Source organism: Luteimonas galliterrae, assembly GCF_023374055.1.
Classification (GTDB): domain Bacteria; phylum Pseudomonadota; class Gammaproteobacteria; order Xanthomonadales; family Xanthomonadaceae; genus Luteimonas_C; species Luteimonas_C galliterrae.
The window spans coordinates 192,864-209,021 of record NZ_JAMBEP010000002.1 but is presented as its reverse complement, the minus strand read 5'-3'; the positions used below and the strand labels follow the sequence as shown (position 1 = coordinate 209,021).

Sequence of the window (16,158 nt, the reverse complement as noted above, 5' to 3'; positions counted from 1 at the left end):
GTGGGTCGGGGCGAAGCGATACCCATCACCCACGCTCCCCGAACGCCCCATCGTAACGGGCGGTCATGACGCCGCCCCAATCCGGGGCCAGCAGTCCTTGTTTCATATCCCGATGGAATGTGGAGAAAGGCCAATCGTGGACGCGTACGACGCCGCGGCGCCGCTCGCCCTGCGGCATATGCCTTGAGAACCATGTCTTGATCAACCGCCACCTGAGCGAATGGTCAGCATCGGCGGGCGGCAATGTCCACACCGCGTGGATGTGTTCCGGCATCACCGTCATTGTGTCGATGGCGAACGGATGCCGGCGGCGGGTATAGCCGATGGCATCGCGGAGTGCGTCGATCCGGTCCACGAGCAACGTCGTGTCCCGATTGGCAGGGTTTACCGTGAAGAAATAGGTCGCGCCCGCGATGTAGACGCGACGATAGCTGGTCATCCTTAACCTTCCTTGGAGAAATGATGGTATCGCTGCGCTCAACCCATCCTACGAATGCCGCAGGATGGGTGAGCGCAAGCGATACCCATCGGTGCGAACTTACAACTCGCCGCCGAAACCGATGCTGGCCGAACGCTCCGAGCCGCTGAATGCGCCGCCCAGGGTGAACACGTGACGTTCGCCGATGCGCTTGCCCCAGCCGATCGCCAGCGCCTTCTCGCCGCCCTGTACCGCGGCGCCGATGCCGTACGAACCGCGCGCACCGCCGCCCATTGCGGCGATGGCGCTGGACTGGGTCATCGCTGCACTCAATGCGCCGACGCGGCTGATGCGGCGGTCCTGCTGGCCGAAGCGTTGATCGATGCGGTCGAAGCGATCGTTCAAAACGCCTGCATCGAAGCCGACGAATTTCTGGTCGGTGTAGGCGTTGGCGGCCGACAGCGTTTGCGCATCGCCGGCTTCCATATCGCCGCGGATCGCTTCTTCGCGGTTGTCGGTGTAGGCGTTGGCGGCGGTGCCGCCCAGCGCCACGGCAGTGTCGGTATAGGCGGTGGCTTGGACATATTTGGCTTCCAACTGCGCCACGTTGACGGCGTCGGTTTGCTCGGTGCCCGCGGCGACGTTCACGATCTGGCGCTCGTTGCCGGCGGAGCCCACCGACACCGTATTGGCGCGAACGGCCTGCGAACGGCTGCCGATGGCGACGCTGTCGTCGGCGAAGGCGAAGGCGCCGGAGCCGAGCGAGGTGCTGCGCAAGCCGGTGGCCCAGGCGGCGGCGCCGACGGCGGTGGCTTCCTGACCGGAGGCGAGGGCGGTTTCGGTGCTGGCGTCGAGGATGCCGTCGTTGTCGGTATCCGTGTCGAGGGTGATATCGCCGTCGTTGTCGAAGTCGATCCAACTGCCCAGGGCGATGCCGCTGGTGTTGCTGGCGACGCTGCCCGTTCCCAGCGCGGCGCTTGCCAAGCCGCCTGCGATGTTGAAGAAGCCAACGGCGCTGCTGCTGTCACCGCTGGCAGTGTTGCTGCGGCCAAAGGCGCTGCTGTCGGCGCCGCTGGCGGTGTTGCCGCGGCCAAAGGCGCTGCTGCTAACAGCGCTGGCCGTGTTGATGGAGCCAAAGGCGCTGCTGCTAAGGCCGCTGGCCGTGTTTACGAAGCCAAAGGCGCTGCTGTTTTCGCCGCTGGCCGTGTTGAGACGGCCAACGGCGTTGCCGCCAGAGCCGCTAGCTTCGTTTTGTAGGCCCACCGCAAGGGATAGGTTACCGGTGGCGCGAGTCGCCGCGCCAATGGCCGTGGACCTATCGCCGGATGCCACCGTCAACTCGCTGCTCGCATCGGGGATATTGTCGCCATTGGTGTCGAGATCTATATCCGCGATGCCATTGCCGTTGGCGTCCCAAAAGGTGCCCACGGCTATGGCTGAATCGCCTGGCGCGAAGGCGCCGGTGCCGCAAGCGAACGCATCGTCGCCTGAAGTGCTGCCGGCATTGCCTTCGGTGTTGGGATCGCCATCGAACGTGGCGCAAGTGTTGCCGGCCTGGGCCGGGGCGAAGGGCACCAGTGCCGCCAGGGCTAGCGCCAGCAAGGCCGGCCGCGCGAAGGCTGGGGAAATTGGGGTATTCATCTGGTCGGGCTCCGTCAGTTGGCTGCCGCAAGTCCGGCAGTGGGCTAAAAGACGGATTTCCAAGAAAAAATGGCCATGCAATGGATGGCAGATTGCGTAGGGTGGGCCTTGGCCCACCGTCACGACATCACACGCTCGCCGTGGGTCAAGGCCGCCCTACTAGGCTTGTCGGTTTGTGGGAGCGGCTTCAGCCGCGAACTCTTGGCACAAGCGAAAAGCTCGCGGCTGAAGCCGCTCCCACAATGATGCTGGCTCAGCGCTTGCTGTATTCGTGCACGGCATCGACCAGCGCGCGAACGTGCTCCGGATCCATATCCGGCGACAGGCCATGCCCCAAGTTGAAGACATGGCCCTCGCGCGAACCGCCGTTGCCTTCGGCGTAACTGTCGAGCGTGCGCCGCACCTGCGTGCGGATCGCGTCGGGCGACCCGTACAACGTCGCAGGATCGATATTACCCTGCAGCGCGATCTTGCCCTGCGTGCGGCGCGAGGCTTCGGACAATTCCACCGTCCAGTCGACGCCGAGCGCTTCGGTGCCGCTCGCAGCGAGTTCTTCGAGATAAGGCGCGTTGCCCTTGCCGAACAGGATCAGCGGCGTATCGCCGCGATCGAGTTCCTTCGCGATGCGGGTGAGATACGGCAGCGAGAACTCGCGATACATCGCCGGCGACAGTACGCCGCCCCAGGTGTCGAACACCTGCAGTACCTGCGCGCCCGCGGCGCGCTGCGCTGCGAGATAGGCGATCACGGCATCGGTATTGACCGACAGCAACTGATGCAGCGCTTTCGGGTCATTCAACGCCAGCGCCTTGATCTTCGAGAAATTATCGCTGCCGCCGCCTTCCACCATGTAGCAGGCCAGCGTCCACGGGCTGCCGGAGAAACCGATCAGCGGCACGCTGCCGTCCAGTTCGCGGCGGATCGTGCGCACCGCGTCCATCACGTAGCGCAATTCGGTTTCCATGTCCGGCACTGCGAGCTTCGCGATCTCGGCGGCATTGCGCACCGGATGGCGGAACTTGGGGCCTTCGCCGTCGACGAAATACAACTCCAAGCCCATCGCATCGGGAATGGTGAGGATGTCGGAAAACAGAATCGCGGCATCCAGATCGAAGCGAGCCAGCGGCTGCAACGTCACTTCGCAGGCCAGCTCGGGATTCTTGGCCATGGCCAGGAAGCTGCCGGCGCGTTGGCGCGTGGCCCGGTATTCGGGTAGATAGCGGCCGGCCTGTCGCATCAGCCAGACGGGCGTGCAGTCGACGGGTTCGCGGCGGAGGGCGCGGAGGAGGCGGTCGTTTTTCAAGAGCAGGTTAGTCATTGTGGGTGCTTATTTTTCTGTCGTCCCGAGCGGAGCGAGGGATCTGCTTACACGTAGGCACTGAAAGTAGATCCCTCGCTTCGCTCGGGATGACAGCCGAGTTATTTGGGGGCGTCCGCACCCTGCACGAACATCAGCTGGAAGCCGCGTTTGAGCTGCAGGTCGCGGGCATGTTCCAGCGCGGCCAGGGCGCTGGCATGGTCCAGGTATTGCTCGCGCTTGAGCTGGCTGCGGCCGCCGATCTGGCCCGATTCGCGCACCAGCGCCCAGCCGCCGAGCAGATCGGCTTCCAGCATCAATTGCACGAAGCGCGGGGCTTCGCGGCCATCGGGGCGTTGTTGCAGGAGCAGGCGCATGGGGGCGCAATTGTAGGCGATTGGTGCTGAGGACCGTTCGAAGCCGCCTTCGACGAGGAAAGGGAGAGCAAAATGGGTCCAGCTTGCGCCGGGATGACGGCTGGAAATTGCGCGGACTTCCTGATGAGCCGGTTACGTATCCAGTACGGTCAGCACCGCCTCGTCCGGCACGCCGGCCACCGCCCGGGCCTCCCCGATGCCGCCCCAAAGCACGAAACGCAGGCCGGCGGCGTCGGCCTTCTTGTCCAGCCGCATCCGTTCGAGCAAGGCCCCGGCCTGCAATCCGGCCGGGATCGCGACCGGCAGTTGCAGGCGGGCGAGCAGGACGGCCAGGCGTTCGGCGTCGGCCGCGGGCGCCAGGCCCAACCGCGCCGACAGCCTGGCGGCCAGCACCATGCCGACCGCGACCGCCTCGCCATGGTTGAGGCCGCCGAAACCCTGTTCGGCCTCGATCGCATGGCCGAAGGTGTGGCCGAAGTTGAGCAGCGCGCGTTCGCCGTGCTCGTAGGGGTCGCGGGCCACGATCTCGGCCTTGTGCCGGCAACTGCGCGCCACCGCTTCGCTCAGCGCGTCGTCGTCGCCATCCAGCAGCGCGGCCGCATGCGCCTCGATCCAATCCAGGAAAGCGGCGTCGCGGATCGCACCGTACTTGACCACTTCGGCCAGGCCCGCGCGCAATTCGCGTGGCGGCAAAGTGAGCAGCGCTTCGGTGTCGGCGATCACCGCGCGCGGCGGATGGAAGGCGCCGACCAGGTTCTTGCCCTGCGGCAAGTCGACGGCGGTCTTGCCGCCGACCGAAGAATCGACCATCGCCAGCAACGTGGTCGGCACCTGCACGCAATCGATGCCGCGCATCCAGCAGGCCGCGACGAAGCCGGCCAGATCGCCGACCACGCCGCCGCCCAGTGCGACGATGCAGGCATCGCGGGTGGCGCCGATCGCGGCCAGCGCATCGATCGCTTGGGAAAAATGCGCCAGCGTCTTCGAGGCTTCGCCCGCGGGCAGCACGTAGCCGTCGACGCGCAGGTCGGGCTTGGCGCTGCGCAAGGCGCGCGTCACGCGATCTGCGTACAGCGGTCCGACGTTGCCGTCGCTGATCAGCAGCACGTGGCGGCCGCGCAAGGTCGCGGCCAGCGCCGCGCCGTCGTCCAGCAAGCCCGGGCCGATCGAGATCGTGTACGGCTTGGCGTCGCCGACTTCGACCGTGGCGATCCTGGCGCGCGTGGTCGTCATGCGGCTGCCGCGTCCGGTTTCCAGCGCTCGGCGAGCAGTTCCGCGAGTCGCGAAGTCGCTTCCGTGGGCGACAGGTCGCGCGTATCGAAACGCAGGTCCGCCGCGTCCGCATACAACGGCTCGCGCGCGGCGGCCAGCTCGCGCAGCACCGTTTCGCGGTCTTCGCGTTGCAGCAGCGGCCGGTTGGTGCAGCGCGCCAGGCGCTGCAGCTGGCCTTCCACGCCCACGTGCAGGTGCACCACGAAGCCTCGCTCGCGCATCAGCGCGCGGCTGCCGGCGTCGAGCACGGCGCCGCCGCCGGTGGCGATCAGCGTGTCGCGGCCGTCGAGCAGCCGCGCCAGCGCGGCGCGTTCGCGTTCGCGGAAGCCGGCCTCGCCCTCGCAGTCGAAGATCGTGGCCACGGTCACGCCGGTATGCATCTCCACCTCGCGGTCGGCGTCGACGAAGGCCAGCCCGAAACGCTCGGCCAGGCGTTTGCCGATCGAGGTCTTGCCGGCGCCCATCGGGCCGATCAGTACCAGGTTGGGGGCGGTGTCCATCGTCCGATCTTAACAATCAGGGGCCTAGTCTGGCCGCTCCGGCGGATTCCCCGCCGCTCCACGAGGAGAATGCGCATGTCCGTCGCCAAAGTCATCGAACTGAACGCCGCTTCCAAGACCAGCATGGAGGATGCGGTCAAGGCCGGCCTGAAGAAGTGCGCTGAGACGGTCAAGGGCATCCAGGGCGCGTGGGTGAACGAGATCAAGGTCGTCACCGACGGTGGCGGCAATGTGACCGAATGGCGGGTCAATCTGAAGATCACGTTCCTGGTGCAATAGCGCCCGGCTGTTGCCCCTTTGAAAAAGAGGGCAAGGGGGATTTGCTTTTGATCTCGCCGAGGCGCGCAAAGTCAAAAGCAAATCCCCCTCAATCCCCCTTTTTCAAAGGGGGAGGTACAGCGGGGCGTCGCCGGTCGTCCAGTTGCACGGTCCAATCCGCGATGCCGGGCAGCGTGCGCCACGCCTGGCGGCCGACGCGTTCGAAATGCTGCACGAAGCGTTCGAGCTGGGCGCGACTCATCGCCGTGCGCGCCGGATCGGATGCCTGCAGCGCGAGTTCCTGTTGCCAGCGCCACTGCGGCACGATGTCGAAACCGGGGCCGTGCAGCCAGAGCAGGCGGTCGATGCGCGCCCATATCGCCGGGTAGTCGCGTCCGAGCGCATCGTTGCAATAGCGCCGCCAGACGCCATCGGCATCTTCGGCAAGTTCCAATGCATTGACCGGTTCGCGCAATTCGGTTTCGGTTTGCGGCGGCGTTTTCAGGAACCAGCCATCCAATATCGCGAAATCGTAATCCTGCGCCCGAGTCCATCCGGAAGCGGGGCGCCGGTCGTCCGCGATCTTGTCGAAGGCGGGCAACGCGCAGGGAGCTCCGCCGCTGAGCGCGTGCAGGGTTTCGCCGGCCAGCGCCAGATCGTGGGTGCCGGGCGGACCGCGCGTGGCCAGCAGCGGATGTGTCCCGTGCGCCAGTTGCAGGCGTTGCGCCCGGGTCAGGTAGAAATCGTCGATCGACACGACCGCGACCCGGCGCCCTCGCGACCCGGCCAGCGCCGCGACCTGCGCCGCCAGCGTGGATTTGCCGCTGCCCTGCAGGCCGCCGATGCCGTAGACGCGGCTGCCGTGCGCCAGGGCGTCGTCCAGCACGGAAGCGACGAACGCCGGCGCGAAGCCGGCGGGCGGGGCGGGATGCAGCGGCGCGGACATCGCGCGACAATAGCGCAATGACCGATCTCTACGCCGAGGCGCTCGCCACCTTCGATCGCCTGTTCGACGAGGCCGCCGCGGCCGGCGAGCCCGACCGCACCGCGATGGTGCTCGCGACCGCGGCGCTGAACGCGCGCCCGTCGGCGCGCACGGTGCTGCTGAAGTCGCACGACGCGCGCGGCTTTGTGTTCTACACGCATCTGGACGGACGCAAGGGACGCGAACTGCAGGCCAATCCGCACGCGGCGCTGCTGTTCCATTGGCCGCGCGTGCGCCACGGCGTGCAGGTGCGCATCGAGGGGCCGGTGGAAATCGTCAGCGATGCCGAGGCCGACGCCTACTTCGCCACGCGCCCGCGCGGCAGCCAACTCGGCGCGTGGGCGTCGAAGCAGTCCGAGACGCTGGAATCGCGCGAGGCTTTCGAAGCGCGGCTGGCCCAGGCCGATCGCCAGTTCGAGAACCGCGAGGTGGCGCGGCCGGCGCGATGGACGGGCCTGCGGGTGAAGCCGGAGAAGATCGAATTCTGGTACGGCGCCGATTTCCGTCTGCACGAGCGCGAGTTGTACGAGGGCGACTGCACCGGCGCGTGGAGCAAGCGGATGTTGTATCCGTAGTCGGGCGCCTCTGTGGGAGCGGCTTCAGCCGCGAGCTTTTGATCCTCTGTCGCTATGTGAAAAGCTCGCGGCTGAAGCCGCTCCCACAAAAAAGCGGGCCTCGCATTACACGCGCAACTGGCACAATGCGCGCATGAGCGGTCCCCAACGCATCGTCTGCCTGACCGAAGAACCCACCGAAGTGCTGTACTCGCTCGGCGAGCAGCATCGCATCGTGGGCATCAGCGGCTTCACCGTGCGGCCTGCGGCCGCGCGCAAGGAAAAGCCCAAAGTCAGCGCCTTCACCAGCGCCAAGATCGGCGAGATCCTGAAGCTGCGGCCTGACTTCGTGGTCGGTTTTTCCGATATCCAAGCGGATATAGCCGCCGAGTTGATCAGGCATGGCATCGAGGTCTGGATCAGCAACCACCGCAGCGTGGACGGCATCGTCGATTACGTGCGCCGGTTGGGCGCGCTGGTCGGCGCGGCCGACAAGGCGAACGCCTATGCCGACGGACTGCGGCGCGGGCTCGATGCTATCGAACGCGAGGCGAGAAACCTGCCCCAGCGCCCGAAAGTCTATTTCGAGGAATGGGACGATCCGCTGATCACCGGCATCCAATGGGTCGCCGAGCTGATTCGCATCGCCGGCGGCGACGATGCGTTTCCGGAGCTTTCGGGGGAGCCGCTGGCGAAGAACCGGATCTTGGCCGATCAAGGTGAAGTCGTGCGCCGCGCGCCGGACATCGTTTTCGGTTCTTGGTGCGGCAAGCGTTTCCGGCCGGAAAAAGTGGCGGCGCGGGCCGGTTGGGATGCGATCCCGGCGGTGCGCGACGGTGAATTGCACGAAATCAAATCGCCGATCATTCTGCAGCCGGGACCTGCGGCGTTGACCGATGGCGTACGCGAGATGGCGCGCATTGTCCGCACCTGGGCCGACCGGACAGGGTAGTAGCTCCTTCCCCCTCCGGAGAGGGGTTGGGACGAGGGTTCGGCGAAGCGACGTGGTCCGACGGCGTCGTACTCCGAACCCTCATCCGCCCTTCGGGCACCTTCTCCCGGGGGGAGAAGGAACGGCAACCCTCCGCTTCGGACACGGACCTTTTCCATTGCTACGTTATGATCGCTTCGTCCTATCGGGAGGCAGCATGAATCCAGCAGCGCAACAAGACCTAGGCAAACTCGTCCTTCGCGTTGTACTCGGCGCACTGATCCTGCTGCACGGCATCGCCAAGATCCGTTCCGGCCTGGGGCCGATCGAGGGCATGCTGCAGGCGCACGGCCTGCCGCACTACCTGGCCTACGGCGCGCTGGTCGGCGAGGTGCTGGCGCCGCTGCTGCTGATTCTGGGGTGGTACGCGCGCATCGGCGCTGCGCTGGTGCTCGTCAATATGGTCTTCGCGTTCGCGCTGGCGCATATGGGCCAAGTGACGCAACTCAACGACCAGGGCGGATGGGCGCTGGAGTTGCAGGGCATGTTCCTGGCTTCTTCTTTGGCTTTGCTGCTGCTCGGGCCGGGCAAATATTCGGTCAACCAGCGCTGAGGCGGATATGCGGATCGCTGCGATCGGATGGTTGCTGGCCGCAGGCGCGGTTTCGGCGCAGGATGCGTCGCCCCAACCGGGCGAAGCCGAACAGTTCGTGGTGCGTTTCACTCGCGCGCTCGAGGTCGATCCGCTCGGCGAGAACTCGTCCAGGGTCCGCGGCACTTTGATCGAATGGCTGCGGAACACCCAGGACTACACCGTGGTGGTTTGCGACATCCTTGGACCCATCCCGGGCGAGAAGCCGCCGCACAGCGCGGAATTGCTGGTCCAGCAGATGTTCGGCAACGTCGCCTACCAGATCGAGCACCCGAGCGAGAAGGATCGGAACCGCTTGCAGGTGGCCGGCGTGGAAAGCGTGCTGAAGGCCTATTCCGCGATCCTGGCCGAGGACGCTCAGGCGCGCATCCCCTATCTCGACGGACTGCTCGCGGAACGCAAGAAAGGCGCGCTGGCGCGGCACATGGGCCCGATCATCGCCAAGGGCTGCGCCGGCAAGAAGTGACGCCGTCGCTTTTCGTGGGAGCGGCTTCAGCCGCGAGCTTTTTTCGGCGATGAGGAAGCATATCAACAGCTCGCGGCTGAAGCCGCCCACAAAAGCCGCCACAAAGCCGCTCTGCAGAAAAAGTTAGCGCGGATAGAACTCGCGGTTGAACTTGAGGTTGGATGTCGCGCCGCCCTCGCGCACTACCGTCACCTCGAAACGCAGCGTTTCCGGCAACGAAGTTTCGACGGTGCCGATGTAGTCGAGCAAATCTCCCGTCCGCAGCTCGCGCATCGCGATGGCCTGCTTGCCGCCGCTCAAACCGCCGGCGCTGGCCGTGACTTTCGCCGGCAGGCTGGTTTCGTCCGCCCCATCGCTCTTGCGCACGGCGACCAGCAGCAGTACGGACTTGTCGTCGCGTGCGATGCCGTATCGCTTGGCGACGGTTTCGTCGAGGGTGGAGGTTTGCAATGCGCTGGCGCGGATCGTCACGTCGCCTGCGGTTTCGGTCGCTTCGCCGGTATTCGCGGCCGATGCGGCCGGAGCGGGCGGGGCGTTGCCGCCGCAAGCCGAAAGGCCGAGCAGCGAAACCAGAAGAACGGTACGGATCGTCCACTTCATCGCAGTCGCCTCAATCGTTGGCCGCGGACAGTTGGCGTCCGCGCTCGGTCGCGTTGTCGATGGCTTTCACGACCAGATCGCGGAAGCCGCCGGCTTCGAATGTCTCGATCGCGGCTTGCGTGGTGCCGCCCGGCGAGGTGACGCGCCGGCGCAGTTCGTCCGGCGGCTCGTTGGATTCGGTGAGCATGCGCGCTGCGCCGAGCACGGTCTGCAGCACCAGCGCGCGCGCCGCGTCGTCCGGCAGTCCTTGCCGGCGCGCGGCCGCTTCCATCGCTTCGGCGAGCAGGAAAACGTAGGCCGGACCGCTGCCGGAGACGGCGGTCACCGCGTCCATCAACGCTTCGTCTTCGATCCACACCGTTTTGCCGGCGCTGGCCAGCAGCGATTCGGCTTGCGCGCGTCCATCGGCGCCCACCTGCGCATTGGCGAACAGGCCGGTGACGCCCGCGCCGAGCAAGGCGGGCGTGTTCGGCATGCAACGCACCACGGCATTGCCGCCTCCCAGCCAACGGTCGAGCTGCTCGGCGGTGATGCCTGCGGCGATCGACACCGACAAGGGCCGCGTCGCGCGCGCCTGCACGGCCAGGTTCTCGCAGACGGCGCGCATCACTTGCGGCTTGACCGCGAACACCCAGGTGCCGGCGCCGGCCACCGCATCGATGGCCTCTTCGAAGACGAGCACGCCGAAGTCGCGCATCAGCGCTTCGCGCAACGCGGCCACCGGTTCGGCCACGCGTATCGCAGAGGCCGGCGTGCCGGCGGAGATCAGGCCGCCGATCAGGCTGCGCGCCATGTTGCCGCCGCCGATGAAGGCGATGGGCGCGGAACTGGGGATCGGGGATTGGGGATTCGTGGAAGCGGTCATGGGCTTGCTCAAGGTTTCGCCAGTGAATGGATGGATTTATGACGGCAGTGGGGACATTGCGGTGTTGCTAATCCCGAATCCCCAATCCCGAATCCCTACTTCTCGCCCCGAACAGCGCAGTACCCACCCGGACCATGGTCGCACCTTCCTCGACCGCGATGGCGTAGTCCTCGGTCATGCCCATCGACAGGGTATCGGCCTGCGGGTAGCGCGAGGCCAAGGCGTCGAACAGGCGCTTCATGTCGCGGAACGCAGTGCGGCGGCCTTCCGGGTCGGGATCCGGCGCCGGGATCGCCATCAGTCCGCGCAGGACCAGGCGCGGTTGCGCGGCCACGGCCTCCGCCAGCGCCGGCACGTCTTCCGGTCGGCAGCCGTGCTTGCCGGCTTCGTCGTCGATGTTCACCTGGATCAGCACGTTGAGCGGCGGCTGGTCGTCGCCGCGGGCGGCGGCCAGCAGCGGCACCAGTTTGGCGCGGTCCAGCGTCTGCACCCAGTCGAAAGCGGTCGCGGCCACGGCCGCCTTGTTCGATTGCAGGTGCCCGATCAGATGCCATTCCAAACCGGGCGCATTCAGGTTCTGCTGCTTGGCGAGGGCCTCCTGCACGTAGTTCTCGCCGAACGCGCGCTGGCCCGCGGCGGCCAGTTCTGCGACCGCGGTCGCAGCTTGCGTCTTGCTCACCGCGAGCAGGCGCGGGCTTGGCCGGCCTGCGTTCCGTGCCGCGTTTTCAAGTCTTTGCAGGACTTCGTGCAAGGCGTCCGATAGCACGTTGGGGTATCCGTCTGAAAGTTCCGGTTGACGGCCGGATTTGAGCGCTATACTGCCTGCGGGGACACCAACCGTTCCAGTCGCGGCAACGTCGCGGCCGGGGCTTCGCAACGCCGCTCGGGGAAGCAGCGCATGGATATCGCCGAACTACTGGCCTTTTCGGTCAAGAACAAAGCCTCCGACTTGCATCTTTCGGCCGGTCTGCCGCCGATGATCCGCGTCGACGGCGACGTGCGCCGGATCAACATCCCGGCGCTCGACCACAAGCAGGTGCACGCGCTTGTGTACGACATCATGTCGGACAAGCAGCGCCGCGATTACGAAGAATTCCTCGAAGTCGACTTCTCGTTCGAGATCCCGAGCCTGGCGCGCTTCCGCGTCAACGCCTTCAACCAGAACCGCGGCGCCGGCGCGGTGTTCCGCACCATTCCGTCGGAAGTGCTGACGCTGGAAGACCTCGGTTGCCCGAAGATCTTCCGCGAGCTGATCGACCAGCCGCAGGGCCTGATCCTGGTCACCGGGCCGACCGGCTCGGGTAAGTCGACCACGCTGGCGGCGATGCTGGACCACGTCAACAAGAACGAATATGCGCACATCCTCTCGGTCGAGGATCCGATCGAGTTCGTGCACACCTCGCAGAAGTGCCTGATCAACCAGCGCGAAGTGCACCGCGACACGCACGGTTTCAACGAGGCGCTGCGCTCGGCGTTGCGCGAAGACCCGGACTACATCCTGGTCGGCGAAATGCGCGACATCGAAACCATCCGCCTGGCGCTGACCGCGGCGGAAACCGGCCACCTGGTGTTCGCCACGCTCCACACCAGTTCGGCGGCCAAGACCATCGACCGCATCATCGACGTGTTCCCCGCGGGCGAAAAGCCGATGGTCCGCTCGATGCTGTCCGAATCGCTGCGCGCGGTGATCTCGCAGGCGCTGCTGAAGAAGACCGGCGGCGGGCGCACCGCGGCCTGGGAAATCATGGTCGGCATCCCCGCCATCCGCAACCTGATCCGCGAGGACAAGGTGGCGCAGATGTATTCGGCCATCCAGACCGGCCAGCAGTACGGAATGATGACGCTCGACCAGCATCTGCAGGACTTGGTCAAGCGCGGCATGGTCACTCGCCACCAGGCCAAGGACTACGCCAAGGACAAGCGGTTGTTCGAGTAACGGAATTAGGGATTCGGGATTTGGGATTCGTTTAAAGCCGAGATGCGGAAGCTGGGGAGTGATCCGCGAACCAAGGGCGAGGCCTTTTGTGTTCGCGAGTCCCGAATCCCCAATCCCGAATCCCGGCTCCGCAGGAGCCAAACATGAGCACCATCGATTTCACTTCATTCCTCAAGCTGATGGCGCACCAGAAGGCGTCGGACCTGTTCATCACCGCCGGCATGCCGCCGTCGATGAAGGTCAACGGCAAGATCTCGCCGATCACCCAGAACCCGCTCACGCCGCAGCAGAGCCGCGACCTGGTGCTGAACGTGATGTCGCCGCCGCAGCGCGAGGAGTTCGAGAAGACCCACGAATGCAATTTCGCGATCGGCCTGTCGGGCGTGGGCCGGTTCCGCGTCAGCTGTTTCTACCAGCGCAACCAGGTGGGCATGGTGCTGCGCCGGATCGAGACCAAGATCCCGACGGTGGAAGAACTGAACCTGCCGCCGATCATCAAGACCCTGGCGATGACCAAGCGCGGCATCATCATCTTCGTCGGCGCCACCGGCACCGGCAAGACGACATCGCTCGCGGCGATGATCGGCTACCGCAACGCCAATTCGACCGGCCACATCATCACCATCGAAGATCCGATCGAATTCGTGCACAAGCACGAGGGCTGCATCATCACCCAGCGCGAAGTCGGCATCGACACCGACAATTGGGAGAACGCGCTGAAGAACACGTTGCGCCAGGCGCCGGACGTGATCATGATCGGCGAGGTGCGCACCCGCGAAGGCATGGACCACGCGATCGCCTTCGCCGAAACCGGCCACCTGGTGCTGTGCACGCTGCATGCGAACAACGCCAACCAGGCGATGGACCGCATGATCAACTTCTTCCCGGAAGACCGCCGCAGCCAGCTGCTGATGGACCTGTCGCTGAACCTGAAGGGCGTAGTCGCGCAGCAGCTGCTGCCGACCGTGGACGGCAAGAGCCGGCGCGTGGCGATGGAAATCCTGCTCGGCACGCCGCTGGTGCAGGACTACATCCGCGACGGCGAGATCCACAAGCTCAAGGAAGTGATGAAGGAATCCACCAACCTGGGCATGAAGACCTTCGACCAGAGCCTGTTCGAACTGTACCAGGCCGGCGAGATCAGCTACGAGGACGCGCTGCGCTACGCCGACTCGGCCAACGAAGTGCGCCTGAAGATCAAGCTCGCCCAGGGCGGCGACGCGCATACGCTGGCGCAAGGGCTGGATGGCGTCGAAGTCGCCGAGGTTCGCTGATCCCGGTTCGCCGCGGATCGGAAAAGCCGGGCATGTCCCGGCTTTTTCATGCGCCGGATAAGCATTATTTTAACGTCGTCCGCGGCATAGTCCGCTGCTGCAAAACGCGACCAGGACAGGGAGTTCGCATGGAAATCGCAGATCGCCGCATCGCCACGATCCACTTCACGCTGTTCGACCACGAAGGCAAGCAGGTCGGCAGCACGCACGGGCACGATCCGCTGGTGCATATGTACGGCACCGGCGGCATCGTTCCGGGCCTCGAAAAGGCGCTGGCGGGCAAGAATGCCGGCGACCGCTTCGAAGTGGAGGTCGCGCCGGAAGAAGGCTTCGGGCCTCACCACCCCGAATTGGTGCAAACCTTGCCGCGCAGCACGTTCAACGGCGCCCAGGCGCCCAGCGTAGGCAGGAAGCTGATCGCGCAGACTTCGAAAGGGCCGTTGGAAGTGAGGGTCACCGGCCTGGATGGCGACACGATCACCGTCGACGGCAACCATCCGCTGGCCGGCAAACCCTTCCGCTTGGAAGTGGAAATCCTGGAGGTGCGCGTGCCGACGCCGCAAGAGCTGCAGTTCGGCGTTTGATTTTCTGCCGTACCTCCCCCTTTGAAAAAGGGGGAACGAGGGGGATTTGCTTTTGCTGTTGCATTGCTCTCGAGTCAAGATCAAGAGCAAATCCCCTGTATCCCCCTTTTCCAAGGGGGAGAAAGCAAGAGCTTAAGCAGACATCCACTTCGGCTTGAGCTTGGCGATGCGCTTCATCGCCGGGCAATCCGCGCGGTGCGCGCCGGGCAGGTAGCCCAGGCTCATCAGGAACTCGCCGGTGATTTCGCCGCCGGTGAAGCGGAAGGTCTTTTTGAACAGTTTCACCCATTCGGCTTTCGGCAGCGGGTGGTGCGCGTCCAGCCATTGGACGAAGCCGCCGTGCGATTCGCGCAGCGATTGCACGATTTTGGCGTTGTGGATCGCCGCGTCCACTTTCAATCCGTTGCGGATGATGCCGGGATCGGCCAACAGACGTTTCCGCGCGCGTTCGCCGTAGCGGGCCACCTTGTCCACGTCGAACCCGTCGTAGGCGCGGCGGAATCCTTCCCGTTTCTTCAGAATGGTTTCCCAGCTCAGGCCGGCCTGGTTGATCTCGAGGATCAGGCGTTCGAACAGCACCGCTTCGTCGCGTTGCGGGAAGCCGTATTCGGTGTCGTGGTAGGGCCCGTGGATCGGGTGGCCTGGGGCGAAATCGCAGTATCCGGACATGGCGCTATGGTAGCCCGGGTAAGCGAAGCGCACCCGGGACGCGACCCGGGTGCGCTTCGCTTACCCGGGCTACGGTGTGACAGGATATCGCCATGGGCACCGGCCAATTCTTCGTAACACTCGGCAACGGTTTCGCCGCATCCAGTCCCTGGGCCGCGATGGGCTGGGGCCTGGCCTTCTTCGCTTCGATCTATCTCGTGATCTGCGGCGGCAACTGGTTACTGACCCGCCGTCTGCTGCCGGCCTTGCGGATCGGCCGCCGGATCGATCCCAAACCATTAAGAGACGGCCAGACCCGTTACGAACTGTCGCTGTCGGCGGTCTCGATCCTGATTTTCGGCATCGGTACGGTCCTGCCGTGGGCCTTCCTGCGCCTGGGCTGGGCACAACTGGCGCAGGATCCGGGGCCGCTGCGGATCGCGCTGGAAATGGCTGTGCTGCTGGTCTGGAACGATATCCACTTCTACGCCAACCACCGCTTGCTGCATACCCGGCCGCTGCGCAGTTTCCACGCCCAGCACCATCGTTCGCTGGTGACCACGCCGTTCTCCACCTATAGCTTCCACCCGCTGGAGGCGGCGCTGCTGGGCAATGTGATCCTGCTGCCGATGCTGCTGCACGATTTCAGCTTCGCGGCGCTGCTGTCGCTGCCGGTGACGAGCCTGTTGCTGAACAACTTGGGCCATTCCAACTACGACTTCGCCCCTGCCGCCGGCCACGACCATTGGCTGTCGGCCAGCCGCCGCCACCATCTGCACCACACCCGCTACCACGGCAATTACGGATTCTTGTTCAATTTCATGGACGGCTGGTTCGGCACCCGGCTGCCGGACGAAGCGCCGCCGCCGGCCCAGACGGCGGTCGAAAGCTGAAAAACGG

The 16,158-nt window shown here is 65.4% G+C and carries 20 protein-coding genes; 9 read left to right on the top strand and 11 right to left on the bottom strand.

Annotation, left to right across the window (positions count from 1 at the left end; genetic code table 11):
• Nucleotides 1-25 precede the first annotated feature (25 nt).
• From M2650_RS11660 to M2650_RS11635, 6 genes are all read right to left on the bottom strand, one after another.
• Nucleotides 26-439, bottom strand: coding sequence for an REP-associated tyrosine transposase (locus M2650_RS11660; RefSeq protein WP_249474703.1), 414 nt, complete (start codon nt 437-439; stop codon nt 26-28).
• 99 nt (nt 440-538) lie between these two features.
• A complete protein-coding gene (locus M2650_RS11655; RefSeq protein WP_249474702.1) occupies nt 539-2,059 on the bottom strand; it encodes a hypothetical protein in 1,521 nt (506 codons plus the stop codon).
• 253 nt (nt 2,060-2,312) lie between these two features.
• Nucleotides 2,313-3,377: a uroporphyrinogen decarboxylase gene (gene hemE / locus M2650_RS11650; protein ID WP_249474700.1), complete on the bottom strand. Its 1,065-nt coding sequence runs from the start codon at nt 3,375-3,377 to the stop codon at nt 2,313-2,315.
• A 101-nt stretch (nt 3,378-3,478) separates the two neighbouring features.
• Nucleotides 3,479-3,733, bottom strand: coding sequence for a WGR domain-containing protein (locus tag M2650_RS11645; RefSeq protein WP_249474698.1), 255 nt, complete (start codon nt 3,731-3,733; stop codon nt 3,479-3,481).
• A 132-nt stretch (nt 3,734-3,865) separates the two neighbouring features.
• Entirely contained in the window at nt 3,866-4,966 is a 1,101-nt protein-coding gene (gene aroB, locus M2650_RS11640; protein WP_249474696.1) for a 3-dehydroquinate synthase, read from the bottom strand.
• Nucleotides 4,963-5,505 (bottom strand): shikimate kinase, encoded by a 543-nt coding sequence (locus tag M2650_RS11635; protein ID WP_249474695.1) that lies wholly within the window; start codon nt 5,503-5,505, stop codon nt 4,963-4,965. Before M2650_RS11635 ends, aroB begins: the two co-directional genes overlap by 4 nt.
• Nucleotides 5,506-5,580: 75 nt before the next feature.
• Between M2650_RS11635 and M2650_RS11630 the strand changes: the two genes are divergently transcribed.
• Nucleotides 5,581-5,784 carry a dodecin family protein gene (locus M2650_RS11630; protein WP_249474693.1) on the top strand — a complete coding sequence of 68 codons (204 nt, stop codon included), beginning with the start codon at nt 5,581-5,583 and terminating at the stop codon, nt 5,782-5,784.
• 88 nt (nt 5,785-5,872) lie between these two features.
• Here the strand turns inward: M2650_RS11630 and M2650_RS11625 are convergent, their stop codons facing one another.
• Nucleotides 5,873-6,709, bottom strand: coding sequence for a kinase (locus tag M2650_RS11625; protein ID WP_249474691.1), 837 nt, complete (start codon nt 6,707-6,709; stop codon nt 5,873-5,875).
• A 17-nt stretch (nt 6,710-6,726) separates the two neighbouring features.
• Between M2650_RS11625 and pdxH the strand changes: the two genes are divergently transcribed.
• The 4 genes from pdxH (at nt 6,727) to M2650_RS11605 (ending at nt 9,351) form a co-directional block, all read left to right on the top strand.
• A complete protein-coding gene (gene pdxH / locus M2650_RS11620; protein WP_249474690.1) occupies nt 6,727-7,323 on the top strand; it encodes a pyridoxamine 5'-phosphate oxidase in 597 nt (198 codons plus the stop codon).
• A 133-nt stretch (nt 7,324-7,456) separates the two neighbouring features.
• Nucleotides 7,457-8,254, top strand: a complete 798-nt coding sequence (locus M2650_RS11615; RefSeq protein ID WP_249474689.1) for a cobalamin-binding protein — start codon at nt 7,457-7,459, stop codon at nt 8,252-8,254.
• 196 nt (nt 8,255-8,450) lie between these two features.
• Nucleotides 8,451-8,846, top strand: coding sequence for a DoxX family protein (locus tag M2650_RS11610; protein ID WP_249474688.1), 396 nt, complete (start codon nt 8,451-8,453; stop codon nt 8,844-8,846).
• Between the two features lie 7 nt (nt 8,847-8,853).
• Nucleotides 8,854-9,351 (top strand): hypothetical protein, encoded by a 498-nt coding sequence (locus M2650_RS11605; RefSeq protein WP_249474687.1) that lies wholly within the window; start codon nt 8,854-8,856, stop codon nt 9,349-9,351.
• 123 nt (nt 9,352-9,474) lie between these two features.
• Here the strand turns inward: M2650_RS11605 and M2650_RS11600 are convergent, their stop codons facing one another.
• The 3 genes from M2650_RS11600 to M2650_RS11590 all read right to left on the bottom strand — a co-directional run bounded on the left by M2650_RS11600 (nt 9,475) and on the right by M2650_RS11590 (nt 11,582).
• Nucleotides 9,475-9,951 (bottom strand): DUF4426 domain-containing protein, encoded by a 477-nt coding sequence (locus M2650_RS11600; protein WP_249474686.1) that lies wholly within the window; start codon nt 9,949-9,951, stop codon nt 9,475-9,477.
• Between the two features lie 10 nt (nt 9,952-9,961).
• Entirely contained in the window at nt 9,962-10,816 is an 855-nt protein-coding gene (gene proC, locus M2650_RS11595) for a pyrroline-5-carboxylate reductase (protein ID WP_249474685.1), read from the bottom strand.
• Between the two features lie 67 nt (nt 10,817-10,883).
• Nucleotides 10,884-11,582, bottom strand: a complete 699-nt coding sequence (locus M2650_RS11590; protein ID WP_425602541.1) for a YggS family pyridoxal phosphate-dependent enzyme — start codon at nt 11,580-11,582, stop codon at nt 10,884-10,886.
• Nucleotides 11,583-11,714: 132 nt separating this feature from the next.
• On the opposite strand from M2650_RS11590, the gene M2650_RS11585 reads away from it, so the two are divergent.
• The 3 genes from M2650_RS11585 (at nt 11,715) to M2650_RS11575 (ending at nt 14,610) form a co-directional block, all read left to right on the top strand.
• A complete protein-coding gene (locus M2650_RS11585; RefSeq protein ID WP_249474683.1) occupies nt 11,715-12,752 on the top strand; it encodes a type IV pilus twitching motility protein PilT in 1,038 nt (345 codons plus the stop codon).
• A 143-nt stretch (nt 12,753-12,895) separates the two neighbouring features.
• The gene (locus M2650_RS11580; protein WP_249474681.1) at nt 12,896-14,026 is read left to right on the top strand and encodes a PilT/PilU family type 4a pilus ATPase; all 1,131 of its coding nucleotides are present in this window, start codon (nt 12,896-12,898) and stop codon (nt 14,024-14,026) included.
• Between the two features lie 128 nt (nt 14,027-14,154).
• Nucleotides 14,155-14,610 (top strand): FKBP-type peptidyl-prolyl cis-trans isomerase, encoded by a 456-nt coding sequence (locus tag M2650_RS11575; RefSeq protein ID WP_249474679.1) that lies wholly within the window; start codon nt 14,155-14,157, stop codon nt 14,608-14,610.
• 132 nt (nt 14,611-14,742) lie between these two features.
• Here the strand turns inward: M2650_RS11575 and M2650_RS11570 are convergent, their stop codons facing one another.
• A complete protein-coding gene (locus tag M2650_RS11570) occupies nt 14,743-15,279 on the bottom strand; it encodes a DNA-3-methyladenine glycosylase I (protein ID WP_249474678.1) in 537 nt (178 codons plus the stop codon).
• Nucleotides 15,280-15,371: 92 nt separating this feature from the next.
• Between M2650_RS11570 and M2650_RS11565 the strand changes: the two genes are divergently transcribed.
• The gene (locus tag M2650_RS11565) at nt 15,372-16,151 is read left to right on the top strand and encodes a sterol desaturase family protein (protein WP_249474677.1); all 780 of its coding nucleotides are present in this window, start codon (nt 15,372-15,374) and stop codon (nt 16,149-16,151) included.
• The last annotated feature ends 7 nt before the right edge of the window (nt 16,152-16,158 follow it).